The sequence below is a fragment of the Rhodococcus sp. DMU2021 genome (assembly GCF_019641445.1).
GTDB lineage: Bacteria > Actinomycetota > Actinomycetes > Mycobacteriales > Mycobacteriaceae > Rhodococcus > Rhodococcus pyridinivorans.
This window is the reverse complement of the sequence record NZ_JAIFKB010000009.1, coordinates 35,602-51,918: the sequence shown is the minus strand read 5'-3', so window position 1 is coordinate 51,918 and position 16,317 is coordinate 35,602. Positions and strand designations below refer to the sequence as shown.

17 protein-coding genes are annotated in these 16,317 nt (G+C 67.5%); 8 read left to right on the top strand and 9 right to left on the bottom strand.

Annotated features, from left to right (window positions below):
- Positions 1-61: 61 nt before the first annotated feature.
- From K3M35_RS14055 to K3M35_RS14040, 4 genes are all read left to right on the top strand, one after another.
- On the top strand, positions 62-1,123 hold the full coding sequence (locus K3M35_RS14055) for an alanine racemase (protein WP_039585027.1): 1,062 nt from the start codon (positions 62-64) through the stop codon (positions 1,121-1,123).
- Between the two features lie 92 nt (positions 1,124-1,215).
- Positions 1,216-1,662 (top strand): MaoC family dehydratase N-terminal domain-containing protein, encoded by a 447-nt coding sequence (locus K3M35_RS14050; RefSeq protein WP_019290845.1) that lies wholly within the window; start codon positions 1,216-1,218, stop codon positions 1,660-1,662.
- The gene (locus K3M35_RS14045; RefSeq protein WP_019290844.1) at positions 1,659-2,096 is read left to right on the top strand and encodes a MaoC/PaaZ C-terminal domain-containing protein; all 438 of its coding nucleotides are present in this window, start codon (positions 1,659-1,661) and stop codon (positions 2,094-2,096) included. Before K3M35_RS14050 ends, K3M35_RS14045 begins: the two co-directional genes overlap by 4 nt.
- 56 nt (positions 2,097-2,152) lie before the next feature.
- Positions 2,153-3,274, top strand: coding sequence for a sorbosone dehydrogenase family protein (locus K3M35_RS14040; protein ID WP_033096327.1), 1,122 nt, complete (start codon positions 2,153-2,155; stop codon positions 3,272-3,274).
- A 3-nt stretch (positions 3,275-3,277) separates the two neighbouring features.
- Here K3M35_RS14040 and K3M35_RS14035 read toward each other — a convergent pair whose 3' ends face one another.
- Genes K3M35_RS14035 through K3M35_RS14025 form a run of 3 tightly spaced genes read right to left on the bottom strand, consistent with a single transcriptional unit; the run spans position 3,278 to position 5,683 of the window.
- On the bottom strand, positions 3,278-3,730 hold the full coding sequence (locus tag K3M35_RS14035; RefSeq protein WP_019290842.1) for a MaoC family dehydratase: 453 nt from the start codon (positions 3,728-3,730) through the stop codon (positions 3,278-3,280).
- A 28-nt stretch (positions 3,731-3,758) separates the two neighbouring features.
- Positions 3,759-4,505, bottom strand: a complete 747-nt coding sequence (locus K3M35_RS14030) for a GntR family transcriptional regulator (protein ID WP_019290841.1) — start codon at positions 4,503-4,505, stop codon at positions 3,759-3,761.
- Between the two features lie 26 nt (positions 4,506-4,531).
- Positions 4,532-5,683 (bottom strand): acyl-CoA dehydrogenase family protein, encoded by a 1,152-nt coding sequence (locus tag K3M35_RS14025; RefSeq protein WP_019290840.1) that lies wholly within the window; start codon positions 5,681-5,683, stop codon positions 4,532-4,534.
- 212 nt (positions 5,684-5,895) lie between these two features.
- On the opposite strand from K3M35_RS14025, the gene K3M35_RS14020 reads away from it, so the two are divergent.
- Both K3M35_RS14020 and K3M35_RS14015 read left to right on the top strand, forming a co-directional pair.
- Positions 5,896-6,771, top strand: a complete 876-nt coding sequence (locus K3M35_RS14020; RefSeq protein WP_052227260.1) for a CoA ester lyase — start codon at positions 5,896-5,898, stop codon at positions 6,769-6,771.
- Positions 6,772-6,776: 5 nt separating this feature from the next.
- On the top strand, positions 6,777-7,820 hold the full coding sequence (locus K3M35_RS14015) for a MaoC family dehydratase (RefSeq protein ID WP_039585032.1): 1,044 nt from the start codon (positions 6,777-6,779) through the stop codon (positions 7,818-7,820).
- A gap of 69 nt (positions 7,821-7,889) precedes the next feature.
- Here the strand turns inward: K3M35_RS14015 and K3M35_RS14010 are convergent, their stop codons facing one another.
- From K3M35_RS14010 to K3M35_RS13995, 4 genes are all read right to left on the bottom strand, one after another.
- Positions 7,890-8,072, bottom strand: a complete 183-nt coding sequence (locus K3M35_RS14010) for a hypothetical protein (RefSeq protein ID WP_019290838.1) — start codon at positions 8,070-8,072, stop codon at positions 7,890-7,892.
- A gap of 129 nt (positions 8,073-8,201) precedes the next feature.
- Positions 8,202-9,272, bottom strand: coding sequence for a 2-oxoacid:ferredoxin oxidoreductase subunit beta (locus tag K3M35_RS14005; protein WP_217579458.1), 1,071 nt, complete (start codon positions 9,270-9,272; stop codon positions 8,202-8,204).
- Positions 9,269-11,203 (bottom strand): 2-oxoacid:acceptor oxidoreductase subunit alpha, encoded by a 1,935-nt coding sequence (locus K3M35_RS14000; RefSeq protein WP_033096329.1) that lies wholly within the window; start codon positions 11,201-11,203, stop codon positions 9,269-9,271. The genes K3M35_RS14005 and K3M35_RS14000 overlap by 4 nt, the downstream gene beginning before the upstream one ends.
- A 130-nt stretch (positions 11,204-11,333) precedes the next feature.
- Positions 11,334-12,047 (bottom strand): dienelactone hydrolase family protein, encoded by a 714-nt coding sequence (locus tag K3M35_RS13995; protein WP_094981007.1) that lies wholly within the window; start codon positions 12,045-12,047, stop codon positions 11,334-11,336.
- A gap of 212 nt (positions 12,048-12,259) precedes the next feature.
- Here K3M35_RS13995 and K3M35_RS13990 point away from each other — a divergent pair, with 212 nt between their 5' ends.
- The gene (locus tag K3M35_RS13990) at positions 12,260-12,952 is read left to right on the top strand and encodes an SDR family NAD(P)-dependent oxidoreductase (RefSeq protein ID WP_006553717.1); all 693 of its coding nucleotides are present in this window, start codon (positions 12,260-12,262) and stop codon (positions 12,950-12,952) included.
- Positions 12,953-12,957: 5 nt separating this feature from the next.
- Here K3M35_RS13990 and K3M35_RS13985 read toward each other — a convergent pair whose 3' ends face one another.
- Together K3M35_RS13985 and K3M35_RS13980 are read right to left on the bottom strand one after the other, a co-directional pair.
- The gene (locus K3M35_RS13985; RefSeq protein ID WP_033096410.1) at positions 12,958-13,233 is read right to left on the bottom strand and encodes a WhiB family transcriptional regulator; all 276 of its coding nucleotides are present in this window, start codon (positions 13,231-13,233) and stop codon (positions 12,958-12,960) included.
- Between the two features lie 215 nt (positions 13,234-13,448).
- A complete protein-coding gene (locus K3M35_RS13980) occupies positions 13,449-14,669 on the bottom strand; it encodes a CaiB/BaiF CoA-transferase family protein (RefSeq protein WP_019290835.1) in 1,221 nt (406 codons plus the stop codon).
- Between the two features lie 205 nt (positions 14,670-14,874).
- On the opposite strand from K3M35_RS13980, the gene K3M35_RS13975 reads away from it, so the two are divergent.
- Positions 14,875-16,290 (top strand): MFS transporter, encoded by a 1,416-nt coding sequence (locus tag K3M35_RS13975; protein WP_039585038.1) that lies wholly within the window; start codon positions 14,875-14,877, stop codon positions 16,288-16,290.
- Positions 16,291-16,317: the final 27 nt, after the last annotated feature.

The window sequence follows — 16,317 nt, the reverse complement described above, 5'->3', positions numbered from 1 at the left end:
TACATGAAAAAGAGGCCGCGCACTCTCTAAATTCCCGGTTCCGACGGTCTACGGTTCGGCCATGGACCTCGACATCACCCCGGCACTGCTCGTCGACCGCGACATCCTCGACCGCAACATCGCGCGGATGGCGCAGTCCGCCGCCTCACGAGGCCTGTCGCTGCGACCCCACGCGAAGACGCACAAGTGCTCCGAGATCGGACGACGCCAGCTCGGTGCGGGAGCCCGCGGCCTGACGGTCGCGACCGTCTCCGAAGCCGAAGTCTTCGCCGACGAGGGCTTCGACGACCTGTTCGTCGCGTACCCGCTGTGGGTCGACGCTGCCCGCGGTGCACGGCTGCGCGCGTTGACCGACCGGGTGCGCCTGACGGTCGGGATCGATTCCGCGACCGGAGCCCGGCAATTCGTCGAGCACGCCGGCACCGCGATCGGGGTGCTCGTCGAGATCGACAGCGGGCACCACCGCACCGGCGTGTTGCCCGAACAGGCCGGAACCGTGGCGTCGGCGGCCCGCGAGGCGGGCCTCGACGTGCGCGGCGTCTTCACCTTCCCCGGCCACTCGTACGCACCCGACGCGCCCGACAGCGCAGCACGGGAGGAAGCCGACGCACTGGCGGCAGCAGCGGCGTCGCTACGAGCAGCGGGGATCGAGCCGACCGTGATCAGTGGGGGTTCCTCCCCCACGGCACATCTCGACGTGCCCACGGTTGCAACCGAGTTGCGTCCCGGCGTGTACGTCTTCGGTGATGCGCAGCAACTCGAACTCGGCGCGGTGAGCGAATCCGACATCGCGCTGACCGCCCTGGCGACCGTCGTTTCCGCTCGCGACGAGGTGATCGTGCTCGATGCCGGTTCCAAGGCGCTCGGCGCCGATCGAGCCGCGTGGGCCACGGGGTACGGACGCATCCTCGGGGAACCGGACGCGCGCATCACCGCACTGTCGGAGCATCACGCGACGGTGCAGTGGCCGGAGGCATCGACCCGCCCACAACTCGGCGACAGGGTGCGGGTGATCCCCAACCACGTGTGCAATGCCGTGAACCTCGCGGACGAGTTGATCACGGTCTCCGGCGACGCGGTAGTCGAGCGATGGAAGGTCGCGGCACGAGGGTGCAACACGTGATCCCGAGACGGTCCCCACACGATCACCTCGAATTCGGCGTGTAGGTCACGAACACGACACCGATCCTCCCCGTACGTCGCTACGCTGCGTTGATGCCGCTGAACCCCGACCTTGCCGGACGCATCTTTCCGCCGACGTCCTATCTCGTCGGCCGGGAGAAGATCCGGGAATTCGCCCGCGCCGTCCGATCGACGCATCCGATCCATCTCGACCCGGAGGCAGCCCGGGCCGCCGGCTTCCCTGATGTCGTGGCTCCTACGACCTTCACCACCGTCGTCCAGAGTCCGTCGGTGACACAGCTTCTGGAGACGCCGGGTACCGGTCTCGAGCTGCACCGGGTGGTGCACGGGTCGGAGAAGGTCGAGCACCGGCGCCCGATCGTGGCCGGCGACGATTTGACCGCGACGCTCACCATCACGGAGGTCACCGAACGCGCCGGCAACCACATCCTGTCCACGATCTGCGAGATCCGGGACGACACGGACGATCTGGTCGCGGTAGTCACTTCGACACTGCTTCACCGAGGAGACGACGCATGACACTCGGCACCGCAATACGATTCGACGAACTCGAGGTCGGTGCGGTCATCGCGAAGACCGAACTGACGGTGACCCGCAGCGATCTGGTCCGCTACGCCGGTGCCTCGGGCGACTTCAACCCGATCCACTACGACGACGTCGTCGCAGCCGGCGAAGGGCTCCCCGGCGTGCTCTGCCAGGGAATGCTCACCGCAGCCCTCGCCCTGCAGACCCTCACGGAACGGCTCGGCGATCCCACCGTGGTCGTCTCCTACGAGACACGGTTCACGCGACCCGTTGTGGTCGACCCGATGCACGGTGCCGTCCTGTCGGTGTCTGCGAAGGTCGGCCACCTCGACGAGGCGGAGCGCACCGCACGGATCGATATCACCGTATCCGTCGACGACCGGCGGGTGCTCGGCAAGACCCAGGTCCGGCTCGCGTTCTCGTCCTGACTCCGAGCGCCGGGAATTCGCCGACGGAACGGACCTCGGTAAGAGAGGATCGACCCATGTCGCGGACACTTCTCGCCGGCTTGGCCGCCGCAGCAACAGCCGTGTACCTCGGGGCATGTGCGTCCCCGTCGAGTCCGTCCGTCGAGGAGGGTCCCGCCGGGGTGAGCCGTACCGTCACCGAGCCCTCGACGCCCGGGACAGGTACTCCGCGCGTGACCGGCACCGTCGCGTCCGGTCTCGACACTCCGTGGGGAGTTGCTTTTCTTCCCGGTGGTTCTGCACTGGTGACCGAGCGCAACACCGGCCGGATCGTCGAGATCACCGACGGCGAGGTCCGCGAGGTCGGTCGCGTCGGAGAGACCCTCGCGCAGGGCGAATCGGGACTGCTGGGAATCGCGGTGTCGCCGACCTTCGACACCGACCGCTTCGTGTACCTGTACGTGACAACCGGCAGCGACAACCGGGTACTCCGAGCCGTTTTCGACGGCACCACGCTCGCCGAACCGGAGGTGATCCTCGACGGTATCCCGGCCGGACGGATCCACGACGGCGGGCGGATGATCTTCGGTCCCGACGGGATGCTGTACGTCGCGACCGGCGAGGCGGGCGAGCGCGAACTCGCCCAGGATCCGGAATCACTCGGCGGCAAGATTCTTCGCATCACCGGCGACGGCGAACCCGCGCCCGACAACCCAGATCCGGCGTCGCCGGTGTACTCGCTCGGTCACCGCAACGTGCAGGGACTCGCATTCGACGACCGGGGACGGTTGTGGGCGTCGGAGTTCGGGCAGAACGACGTCGACGAGCTGAATCTCGTGACGGCCGGTGCGAACTACGGCTGGCCCGTGACCGAAGGGGCCGGGGGCTCCGGCGAATTCGTCGATCCGGTCCTCACCTGGCCGGTCTCGCAGGCGTCGCCGTCGGGCCTGGCATGGTTCGACGGCAGCCTGTGGATGGCAGGCCTGCGCGGAGAACGCCTCTGGCGCATCGATATCCCGGATACTGATGTGCAGGACACCGCAGTCACCGCGACCGACTTCTTCGTCGGCGAGTACGGACGATTGCGGACCGTCGTCGCCGCGCCGGACGGCTCACTGTGGCTGACGACGTCCAATCGGGACGGTCGCGGCAGCCCGACCGACGACGACGACCGCATCCTCCGGATCGAGATCTCCTGACGATCAGGGGACGAGAACGACCACCGTCTCGGCGACCAGTGCCGGACGCGCTCCACCCTCGATCTCGATGGTGTATCCGACGACGAGGTTCGCACCCTTGGCGGTGCGCTCGAGCGATGTGAACTCGGCGCCGGCACGGATCCGCGAGCCGACGGGGACCGGCGCGGGATAGCGAACCTTGTTGCTGCCGTAGTTGACCTTCATCTTCAGGCCCTCGAGGGAGAAGATCTGGGTGCCGAGCACCGGCAGCAGCGACAGGGTCAGGTAACCGTGGGCGATGGTCTTGCCGTACGGGCCGTCCTTCGCACGCTCGGGGTCGACGTGGATCCACTGGTGATCACCGGTGGCCTCGGCGAACAGGTCGATGCGCTTCTGGTCGATCTCGAGCCAATCGCTGTAGCCGAGGTGCTCGCCGACGGCCTTCTCGACCTCGTCGATTCCGTTGAGAACCCGCATTGTTGCTCCTGTCGATGTGCGGCGACGGTCAGAGACCGGCTCGCCTGAGGGTGACGCGATAGGTGTAGTGCTCGGGCAGAAAGTAACTCACCGACAACTCGGTGGGCACGCCATCGTCGTTCGAGTACAACCGGTCGACGCGCAGCAAGGGATGTCCTACTTCACAATTCAGTTCGGTCGCCACCTGTTCGGTGGCGAGCGCGACCGTGATGGACTGTGCGGCTTCGACGATGGGACTGTCGAGATGGGGTTCGAGCAGGCCGATCATCGTGTTCCGGCTGGACGCACCCGCTTGGAGCTCCGGCGAGTCGAGTACGTGCGCGGCGACGGGTTCGGGCAGATGAACGGTGGTGAGTACGAAGGGGATTCCGTCGTGCAGACGCTTGAAGACCGCGGTGTACAGCACGTCGGTGTCGAGGCGGAGCCGGCTCGCCGCATCGATGTCGACCCCGCGCCGCAACGGCGAGACGATCTGCATGACCGTGTCGGCCGACAGAGCGAGCAGATCCTCGATCGAGCCGAGCTGGCGCCGATAACGCCGGCCCGACTCGTTCGCGAAGGTGCCGCGGCCGGGAACACGGTAGACGATGCCGTCGGCCACGAGATCCTGGAAGGCGCGACGCACCGTCTGCCGGCTCACGCCGTGTTCCTCGGCGAGTTCGGCCTCGGTGGGCAGCCGCGTGCCGTCGCTGTACCGTCCCGCCTCGACGGCCTCCCGGAGCTGGCGCGCGAGTTGCGCGTAGGCCGGTTCCGTTTCCCGCACCTTGTAGTCCATGACGGACCGATCCTAGCGGCCGGTCGTCACAGTCCGCCGCGTGCTACGAGCTGGCTCGCGATGACGTTGCGCTGGATCTCGTTGGTGCCCTCGCCGACGATCATCAGCGGCGCGTCGCGGAAGTAGCGCTCGACGTCGTACTCGGTGGAGTAGCCGTAGCCGCCGTGGATGCGCACCGCGTTCAGGGCGATCTCCATCGCGATCTCCGAGCAGTACAGCTTGGCCATACCGGCTTCCATGTCGCAGCGCTCGCCGCTGTCGTACTTCTCCGCCGCGTAGCGCGCCAGCTGCCGGGCCGCGGTGAGCTTGGTGGCCATCTCCGCCAGGTAGTTGCCGATGGACTGGTGCTTCCAGATCGGCTGACCGAAGCTCTCGCGCTGCTGCGCGTAGGCGAGGGAATCCTCGAGTGCAGCGGTCGCGACACCGAGGGCGCGGGAGGCGACCTGCAGACGGCCGGTCTCGAGGCCCTTCATCATGTGGGCGAAGCCCTTGCCGGGCTCGCCGCCGAGGATCGCGTCGGCGGAGATGCGGTAGCCATCGAAGCTCAGCTCGCACGACTCGACGCCCTTGTAACCCAGCTTGGGCAGGTCGCGTGAGACGGTCAGACCCGGGCCGTGCTCGACGAGCACGACGGAGATGCCCTTGTGGCGCGGCTGCGCGGTGGGGTCGGTCTTGCACAGCAGCGCGATCAGCCCCGAGCGACGCGCGTTGGTGATCCACGTCTTGGCACCGTTGATGACCAGCTCGTCGCCGTCACGCTTGGCGGTCGTCGTCATCGCTTGCAGGTCGGAGCCGCCGCCGGGCTCGGTCAGCGCCATCGTCGCCCGGATCTCACCGGTGGCGAGCTTGGGCAGATACTTGCTCTTCTGCTCCTCGGTGCCGAACAGGGTCAGCAGCTTGGCGACGACGGTGTGCCCGCCCATCGCACCCGACAGCGACATCCATCCGCGGGCGAGTTCCTCGGTGACCTGGACGTAGCAGGGCATCGACACCGGCGAGCCGCCGTACTCCTCGGGCACGGCGAGCCCGTAGATGCCGATCTGCTTCATCTGCTCGATCCACTTCTCGGGGTACTCGTTGGCGTGCTCGACCTCCTGCACCGACGGCTTGACCTCCCGATCGATGAAGTCGCGGACGGTCTCGACCAGAAAAGTCTCTTCGTCGTTCAGGTAGGTCACGGGGCATCCTTCGTTGGGGACGGGCCACACGGACCCGGCAAACTTTGTACGGCCATTTTGTGGACCGAGCTCGGACGTTGTCAACGCAAGGACCGTCATTCGACGTCGTGATTGCAGAGTTTTCGACGATACGAACGACTGCACCTTCCTATGAGCACACCTCTCCGTGGGGTGGCATACCGCCAACAATGGCCGTACATTTAGCGCCGTCATTGCCGACCGAACTCCCCGAGGTCCCCGTGTCTTCCGAGCAACACCTCCGCCGGCGCGCCGTTCTCGTCGCCCCCGGCTCCGACGAACGCAAAGCCGGTAAGGCCCTCGCCTCCGCCGCCGACGAGGTCGTCCTCGACCTCGAGGACGCCGTCACCGCCGACCAGAAGGACGCCGCCCGCGAACTCGTGGCTCCCCTGGTCCGCGAACACGGCGCCGCACGCACCGTCTCCGTGCGCATCAACGGACGCGGCACGCCCTGGTTCGAGGACGACCTGCGCACGTGCGCCGCACTCGGCGACGCCCTCGCCTCGATCGTGATCCCCAAGGTCGAGAGCGCCGACGACCTCGTCGAGGCCGACCGCATCCTCGGCGATTCGACCGTCCCGGTGCAGGCCCTCATCGAGACCCCCGCCGGCGTGCAGCGCATCGACGAGATCGTCGCCGGGCCCCGGGTTGCCGGCGTGATCATCGGCTACGCCGACCTCGGCGCCTCCCTGGGCCGCGCTCGCACCGCCGCGCCCGAGCACTGGCTCTACGTGCAGGACCGCGTGCTGCACGCCGCCCGCGCCGCGGGTGTCCAGGCGATCGACGGCCCGTTCCTCGGCATCGCCGACGACGACGCCTTCCGTCACTCGGTGCAGTGGGTGTCCGATCTCGGATTCGACGGCAAGTGGGTCATCCACCCTGCGCAGATCACCTCTGCTGCAGCGGCCTTCACGCCCACCGACGATCAGGTCGACGCCGCCCGCAAGGTTCTCGCCGCGCTCGAGGAAGCCGAGAACCGCGGCGCCGGAGCCGCCCAGCTCGACGGGCAGATGCTCGACGAGGCCGTCGCCGTCGCCGCCCGCCGCACCCTGTCGAAGATCGGAGCCTGAAAGCCATGACCACCTCGTACGTCGGCGGACCCTATTTCGACGAACTGACCGTCGGTCAGGTCTTCGACACCGCCCCCGCCGTGACGCTCACCGACGGCCTCGCCGCCGCGCACCAGAGCATTCTCGGTGACCGCCTGCGCCTTCCGCTCGACAAGCACCTCTCGGCCGCCGTCGCGGGTGGGCCGGTCGCGCACGCCGGTTTCGTCACCGACATCGCGATCGGGCAGTCCACGCTCGTCACGCACCACGTCAAGGCCAACCTCTTCTACCGCGGCCTGCGTTTCCGCCGCTTTCCGCACATCGGCGACACTCTCTACACCACCACCGAAGTCGTGGGGCTGAAGGAGAATTCGGTCAAACCCAGACGCAGGCCCACCGGACTCGCGGCGCTGCGCATGAATACCGTCGACCAGGACGGCAACACCGTCCTCGACTTCTACCGCTGCGCGATGCTGCCGCTGAGCGAGAACCCCGACCCCGACCGCGTCGTGCACTCCGACGACCTCTCGGCCATCGGACCGCAGGACGAACCGCAGTGGTCCGCGCCCGCCGACTGGGATCTGGATGTCTACCGGTCGAAGGTGCCGGGCGAGCACTTCGACAAGTCCCTCGCCGGTGCCGTGCTGCAGTCCAGCGGCGATGTCGTCTCGAGCGCACCGGAACTCGCGCGCCTGAGCCTCAACATCGCGGCGACGCACCACGACGAGCGGGTCGGCGCGTCGGGTCGTCTCGTGTACGGCGGCCACACCATCGGCCTGGCCTTCTCGCAGGCGACGCGCGCGCTGCCGAATCTCGTGACGGTGCTGGGTTGGAAGTCGTGCGACCACACCGGTCCGGTGCAGGAGGGCGACACCCTCACCAGCGACCTGCACGTCGAATCCGCCGAGCCCCTCGCCGAGGGCGGTGGCGTGCTGAACCTGCGGTCGGTCGTCTACGCGCACCGCGGCGGTGCCGCGAATGGCAACCGCGGCGGTGCCGCGAATGGCAACCGCGGCGGTGCCGAGCCGGCGCCCGTGCTGGATTGGCGGTTCACCGCACTCATGGCCTGACAGCCCCTGCCGAAACCGACGTTGTGCGCGAAATCGTTTGGGAAATCGCGAACAATGTCGGTTTCGTCGTTATGCGTCGACTCGTTTGACGAGACGGATGGCGCCGAGCGGGTCGAGCATCTCGGGGTGCGACTGCCTGGCCCGTTGTTCGGGAGTGCTGCCGTGCCGTTCGGCGATCCGGAACAGCCCCGCGTACTCACGATGGGCGCGTTCGCGACGCGGATCGGGTGGGGTGAAACCTTCCTCGGACATGATCCCAGGACGGCGCGTGAGCAAGTTGTTGTCAACAAATTGTTCACACATGCCCGATCCGCAACGACTTCGACCATCCGCCACAGCAATTGCGGCGGCGAATAGCCAGGACGGTAGCGGCTACGGGCATCAGGGCACGGTCCACGTGTTGTCGCCCCGCAGCAACTGCTGCAGGTCGGCGGTGCCGGACTCCCGCGCGGTCCGCACCCGAGCGCGCTCCGCGTCGTCGTAGGTCGTCCGCCCGACCTGCCGCACGATCCCCGTGACGACGTAACGAAGGTCCTGGTCCGACAGCCGCGACAGCGCGTACGCGTATTCGGGGTCGTCGGTGTGCGCGTCGTGCACGACGATGTCGGCGGCGTCCACCTCGGAGCGTTGCGCCACACGCAGACCGAAACCCTTTCGGACGACGCACCGCTCGTCGTCGACTCCGAAGATGATCGGTTCGCCGTGTCGCAGCGGGATCAGGTGCGACGGCGCTTCGTCCTTGCGCAACACGTCGAACGAGCCGTCGTTGAAGATCGGGCAGTCCTGCAGGATCTCGACGAAGGCCGCGCCGCGATGGTGTGCCGCCGCGCGCAGGACCCCCGTCAGCCCGGCGCGATCGGAGTCGAGCGCACGTGCGACGAAGGACGCCTCGGCGCCGAGTGCGAGCGACAGGGTGTTGAACGGCGCGTCGACCGACCCGCCGGGTGAGGACTTGGTGACCTTGCCGACCTCCGAGGTCGGCGAGTACTGCCCCTTGGTCAGGCCGTAGATCCGGTTGTTGAACAACAGGATCCGCATGTTCACGCTGCGACGCAGGGCGTGGACGAGATGGTTGCCGCCGATCGACAGGGCGTCGCCGTCGCCGGTCACGACCCACACCGACAGATCCGGACGCGTCACCGCCAGACCGGTCGCGAGTGTCGGGGCGCGTCCGTGGATCGAGTGCACACCGTAGGTGTCGAGATAGTAGGGGAAGCGCGACGAGCATCCGATACCGGAGACGAACACGAGATTCTCACGCCGGACACCCAATTCGGGCAGCAGGCTGCGGACCGTCGCGAGGATGACGTAGTCGCCGCAACCCGGACACCACCGCACTTCCTGGTCGGACGTGAAGTCCTTCGCCTTCTGCGGGTCGTCCGTCCGGGGCACACCGTCGAGTGCGTCGGTGTGCGGGCGGAGTCCGAGATCGTGGCCGAGGAGTCCGGTCATGCTCGTGCCCTCTCTGCTGTCGGGTCGAGTTTCGTCGACGAGGCGACCGCGGCCGGCGTCCGGGATCGTTCGGTGTCGGCGAGTGTTCCGGCGAACTCGGCTTCGATGGCGTCGTGGAGTTCGTCGGCGCGGAACGCCATGCCGGATACCTTCGTCACCGGCTGGATGTCGGCATCGAACCGCGACCGCAGCAGGAAGGACAGCTGACCGAGGTTCATCTCCGGGACCAGCACGCGCCGGTAGCGGCCGAGCACGTCGCCGAGATTCTTCGGCATCGGCGCCAGGTGCCGGAGGTGCGCGCGGGCGACGACATGCCCCGCTCGCCGGGCGCGACGCACGGCCTCCCCGATCGGCCCGTACGACGAACCCCAGCCGAGCACGAGCACCTCGGCGTCGCCGGTGGGGTCGTCGACGTCGAGATCCGGGACGTCGATGCCGGCCACCCGCGCGACCCGCAGTCGGGTCATCAGCTCGTGGTTGGTGTGGTGGTACGAGATGTCGCCGGTGCCGTCGGCCTTCTCGAGTCCGCCGATCCGATGCTCGCGACCTGCGGTGCCGGGTATCGCCCAGTCGCGCGCGAGGGTGTCGGCGTGGCGGGCGTAGGGCAGGTAGCCGGGATCGTCGTCACCCGGCGACGCGGCGAAGCGCGGATCGATGCGGGGCAGGTCGTCGATGTCGGGGATCCGCCACGGTTCGGATCCGTTGGCGATCGCACCGTCGGACAACAGCATGACCGGGGTGCGGTAGGTGATGGCGATGCGCGCGGCTTCGAGTGCGGCGTCGAAGCAGTCGGCGGGTGACTGCGGAGCGACGATCGCGACGGGCGATTCGCCGTTGCGGCCGAACATCGCCTGCATCAGGTCGGCCTGTTCGGTCTTCGTCGGAAGGCCCGTGGACGGTCCACCACGCTGGACGTCGACGACGATCAGCGGCAGTTCGGTCATCACCGCCAGACCGATGGCCTCGGATTGCAGGGCGATTCCCGGACCCGACGTGCTCGTGACCCCGAGCGCGCCACCGTAGGACGCGCCGATCGCGGCGCCGATACCCGCGATCTCGTCCTCGGCTTGGAAGGTGTGCACTCCGAAGCGTCCGAGTCTGCTCAGTTCGTGGAGGATGTCGGAGGCCGGCGTGATCGGGTAGGTGCCGAGGAAGACGTCCATCCCCGCCGCGCGACCCGCCGCGACGAGACCGTAGGCGAGGGCGGTGTTGCCGGTGATCTGCCGGTACGTCCCGGGTGGCAGTGCCGCGCGGGCCACCTCGTAGGTTGCGGCGAACGCCTCGGTGGTCTCGCCGTAGTTCCAGCCGGCGCGCAGGGCGAGGACGTTCGCGTGCGCGATGTCGGGTTTCGACGTGAACTTGCGCTCGAGGAACGTCTCGACCGGCGCGATCGGCCTCCCGTACATCCACGACAGGAGACCGAGCGCGAACATGTTCTTCGAGCGCTGCGCGTCCTTCTTGCCCACACCGGCGGGTTCGACGGCTCCGGCGGTGAGGGTGCTCATCGGCAGGGCGTGGACGGTCAGATGCTGCACGGCGTCGGTACCGAGCGGATCGGCGTCGTAGCCCGCTTTGCTCAGGTTCCGTTTGGTGAACTCGTCGCTGTTCACGATGACGGTGCCGCCTCGGGGCAGGTCGCCGACGTTGGCCTTGAAGGCCGCCGGGTTCATCGCGACCAGCACGTCGGGCCGGTCGCCGGCGGTGAGGATGTCGTGGTCGGCGATCTGGATCTGGAAGCTCGAGACCCCGGGAAGAGTGCCCTGAGGTGCGCGGATCTCGGCGGGGAAGTTGGGTTGTGTGGCAAGGTCGTTGCCGAAGGCCGCCGCCTCGGCGGTGAACCTGTCACCGGCGAGTTGCATGCCGTCGCCGGAGTCGCCGGCGATGCGGATGACGACCTGTTCGAGTTTCGCGCTCGACGCCATGCGCTCCATCGTGGCCCTCACGCGCGCATGTGCAACCGTTTCTCCCGAAAAATTCTGCTCATCCGCTACAAGATCGGCTTTCTGCTACAGCAATTGCCGGCAATCACCGCAGCGGAAAGCCAACTTTGTAGCGAACGCGTCAGGAGCGGACGGTGTCGCCGATGAAGCTCAACGCCTGGGGCCACGACACGGCGTAGGCGTCGGCGTTGACGGGATTGCCGTGCCGGTCGCGGGAGGAGAAACCGTGTTCGGCGCCCGGGTAGACGTGGGTGATGGTCGCGCCGGTCTCGCGCTGTTGCAGCGTCGCCTGCAGGTTCGCGAAGGTCTCGGCGCTCATGATCGTGTCGGCGCCGGCGTGCAGCACCATGACGGGTGCAGCGACGCGACCTGCCTGTTCGACGGCGTCGATCGTGTGGTTCGGGGCGGGCGGCACCGCGATCGACGGGTGGTAGGCCACGACGTTCGCGACCCGCGTGTCGCGGGCGCCGAGGACCAGGGCGAGGCGTCCGCCGAGGCACCATCCGATCACGCCGACCTTCTCCAGGCGCAGCTCACCGAAGGCATGGTCGAGCAGGGTCGCCATCTCCGCGAGGCACTTCTCGTCGTCGAGGCCCCGCATCAACTCCACGAGTTCCTCGCGCGAGGCGTCGTCGGCGCTCGGTCCGTGCCAGGGATCCCAGACGAGCGCGGTCACACCGGTTCCGGCGATGTCGTGCGCGTACTCGCGGACCTGGGCGTCGATGCCGGTGATCATGGGCAGCAGCAGCATTCCTCCGGTGGCACCGCCGAGCGGCCTGGCCAGATAGGCGCGCAGACCTCCGATGTGAACGAATTCTGCCTCGATGTCGGTCATCGACCGTCCTTCCACTTTGCGTCGTTTGTTCGTCATGATCTTCGTACGAAGTCGTTCAGCGGGCAGCACATCCACCCGTCACTGCAGCTCAGGGGCCGTCCGTCCCACCCACCAAAAAAGAACATCATTTCCGATCTGCGGTATCGTTCCTCTCGCGCACCGACGTACGGTTGGAGCACGGCAGACGGCTCGCTCGAAAGGGATACCGGCAGATGGCTCGCACCGTATTGGTCAGTGGTGGCACCGGCGGCCTCGGCAGCGCCGTGACGAAACATCTCCTCGACACCGGATGGCGGGTCGTGGTGCCGTGGCTGGTCCGTGACGAGCTCGAGCGCGTGGGCATGCATCCGAACCTCCAACTCGTCCAGGCCGACGTCTCCGACGAGCAACAGCTCGAGGACGCCCTGAACCTGGCGTGCGACGACCCCGACGCTCCCCTCTTCGGCGTCGTCAATCTTGTCGGCGGCTTCACCTCCGGACCTCGGGTGCACGAGACTCCGATCGAGGTCCTCGACTCCCAGCTCGATCTCAACCTGCGCACTGCCTATTCCGTCAGCCAGGCGGCGCTGCCCCACCTGATCCGCCGCGGCGGTGGATCGATCGTCTGCATCTCCACCGCCGCGACGCTCAACCCCTTCCCGGGCGGCGCCCCCTACATCGCTTCCAAGGCTGCGGTGTCGGCGCTGGTCGAGACGATGGCGCTCGAGTACCGCGACGACCACATCCGCGTCAACGCGCTGCTGCCCGTCGTCATCGACACCCCGGCCAACCGCGCCGCGATGCCCGACGCCGACACGAGCCGCTGGTCGAAGCCGGCCGACATCGCGAAGGTCATCGAGTTCCTGATCTCCGATGCGGGCGCCTCCGTCACCGGTGGTCTGATCCCCGTCACCAATGTCGGCTGACAGCGTCAGACCGACTGGAGGCGACCGAGTTTCATCGCACGTTCGAACGCTCGCCGTTCGGCGTAGTTCATGCCGCCCCACACGCCGTGCGTCTCTCCGGTGCGCACGGCGTGCACTCGGCACGCGTCGATCACCGGACAGGAGCGACAGACCTCCTTCGCCTGCCGCTCGGCCCGGAGCACCGCACCACGGCCGTCCTCGGGCTGAGGGAAGAACATCGACGTGTCCACCCCGCGGCACCGCGCCGCGACCACCCAGTCACGGTCGCCGGATCCGTACATCGCCGCCTCCTTGCCCATCGGGTCATCGCGGACCCGCACTCGTCGAACGAGTGTTTGTACGGCCATTTTTCGGTACCCGGCGGGGATCGTCAATCCTTGAGCAGCGCGGATCCATCAGAATCGACGATGGCAGTCGCTTCGGATACCTATAAGCACCGGAAGCTATGGCCGCACATTTGGCGAGCGGGCGAGGCCGAGCGGACCAGCGGGGCGGATCAGCCGACGATGCCGGCCTTCTTCAGGCCCGCGATCTGCTCGTCGGTGAGCCCGAGAGCGGCGAGCACCGTGTCGGTGTGCTGACCGAGCCCCGGCACCGCGCCCATCGGCAGTTCGACGTCGCGGAAGTTCATCGGCGGCAGGATGCCACGCACCGTCCCCGCCTCGGTCTGCACCTCACGCCAGCGATCGCGCGTCGAGAGCTGGGGGTGCTCGATGAGCCCGCGCAGATCCCGCAGCTGCGCGGCGGGCACACCGGCGTCGGCGAGCTTGCCGTCGAGCTCCGCACTGGTGAATTGCTTGGTGGCCTGCCCGACCAGCGCATCGACGTCCTCGCGGCGACGCACCCGCTCGAGATTGGTGGCGTAGCGCGGATCATCGCCCAGTTCGGGCATGCCGAGCACATCGGTGAGCGTGCGCCAGCCCCGATCGTTCTGCACGCCGATGAGGATCTCGCCGTCCGAGGTGGGGTACTTGTCGTACGGCGCGATCGACGTGTGCGACAAACCCATCCGCGGCACCTGCCGCCCCTGATACATCTGCAGGTACATCGGATAACCGAGCCATTCGGCGGTCGCGTCGAACATCGACACGTCGATCGTCGCGCCGACGCCCGTGCGGTGCCGGCGCAACAGCGCCGCCTGGATGGAGGTGAGCGCATACATGCCCGCGGCGATGTCCGAGGTGGGGATGCCCGTCTTCACCGCAGTCTCGGGCGTGCCGGTGATCGAGCACAGGCCCGTCTCGGACTGCACGAGCATGTCGTAGGCCTTGCGGTCGCGCATCGGTCCGTCGGTGCCGTAACCGGACATGTTGACCACCACCAGTTCCGGGTGGTCGGCACGCAGGTCGTCGGCACCGAGTCCGAGACGCTCCACCGCGCCGGGAGCGAGATTCTGCAAGAAGACGTCCGCACCGCGGATCAGCGCCTTCACCGCATCGATGCCCTCGGGAGCCTTGAGATCCACCGCGAACGATTCCTTGCCGCGGTTGAGCCAGACGAAGTGTGCGGCCAGGCCGTGCACGGCACCGTCGTAGGCGCGCGCGAAGTCGCCGTCGCCGACGCGTTCGACCTTGACGACACGGGCTCCGAGGTCTGCGAGATGGCGCGTCGCGAGGGGCGCGGCGACCGCCTGTTCGAGGCTTACCACAGTGATGCCCTCCAGCGGCAGGCCGGCGGAAACCTCCACCTCGGTCCGATCGGTTCGGTCGCTCGTCACCTGATGTCCTTTCGCGTTCGCGGTTCCCCCATCCGGCGTCGCTGCATGTCTACCAGGACGAACACGGACTCCTCAGTAATACCTCTGCGGTATCGATTCGGGTCCTATTGGGTATTGGACTGGAAATCCGAGCCCTGCCACTCTCTGTTGAGACGCAGACCACATTCCACCCGCCTCGTCCGGGGGCGTAGCAGACGGAGGGCGCATGAGTTCGTCCACACCCACCGATCAGGAGATCGCGAGGAAGGCCCGCAAGGCCGGTATCGCCTCCTTCATCGGCACCACCATCGAGTGGTACGACTTCTACATCTACGGCACGGCCGCCGCGCTGGTGTTCGGCCAGGTCTTCTTCTCGGACGAACTCTCGAGCGGTGTCGCGACCCTCCTCGCGTTCGTCACCCTCTGGGCCGGCTTCCTCGCCCGCCCACTCGGTGGCGTCATCTTCGGCCATCTCGGAGACCGCCTCGGACGCAAGAACACCCTCGTCATCACGCTCGTCATGATGGGCATCGCGACGGTGGGCATCGGTTTGCTCCCCACCTACGCGCAGATCGGAATGTGGGCGCCGGTCCTGCTGGTCTTCCTGCGCATCGTGCAGGGCGTCGCGGTCGGCGGCGAATGGGGCGGCGCCGTCCTCATCGCCAGCGAGAACGCCCCGAAGGGCAAGGGAATCCTGTATTCGGCGTTCGCGCAGCAGGGTTCGCCCGCCGGCAACCTGCTGTCGACGATGGCCTTCTTCTTCCTCGCAGCGCTGCCCACCCCGCAGTTCATGATGTGGGGCTGGCGCATCCCGTTCCTGCTGTCGGGCGTGCTGGTCGTCATAGGCATGGTGATCCGCCTCGAGCTCGAGGAATCGGACGCGATGAAAGCCGTTCTGGCACGCAAGAAGACCGTCAAGCTCCCGATCAAGGAAGTGCTGCGCAAGCACTGGGTCCTGGTCCTGCTCGGCGCCGGTGCACTGCCCCTCGCCCAGGTGACCTATTTCAAGAACACCTTCGCGCTGTCGTGGGCGACGAGCGAACTCGGTTACGAGCGCGGCACCTTCCTCGCGATCATCGCCATCGCCCTCGTCGTGCAGTTCATCGTGCAGCCGTTCGGTGCCGTGCTGGTGTCGAAAATCGACATGCGCAGGGCCATGCTCCTGATGATCGTCCCGGAGCTGTTCCTCATGCCGGCGATGTTCTTCGCGATCCGCACCGAGACCTTCGCGGTCGCCGTGATCGGTATGTGCCTCGCGACGATTCCGCACTCGATGTTCTACGGCGCGATCGCCGGCATCCTGGCCCGCGCCTTCCCGGCAAACATCCGGTACTCGGGCCTGTCGCTCGCCTACCAGCTGTGCTCGCTGATCGTCGGTGGTGGCACCCCGGTTCTCGCCCAGTACCTGCTCAACTCGTCCGGTGACGTCACCGGCGTGGCCATCGCGGCGGCCTGCTACGCAGCGGTTTCCCTCGTGTGCACCCTGGCACTGCTCGAGCGCACCGGATACGACCCGAAGGCACCCTCGGTCGCCGAGAAGTCCGACGCCGACGAACTCGCCCTCGAGCAGTCGGAGGCGGCCGAGCACGACCGCCGTACTCCGGGAACCGACGACACCCCACGAGATCGCGTCCATGCCTAGGACGGATCGCTCGCACTCGGGGCCGGC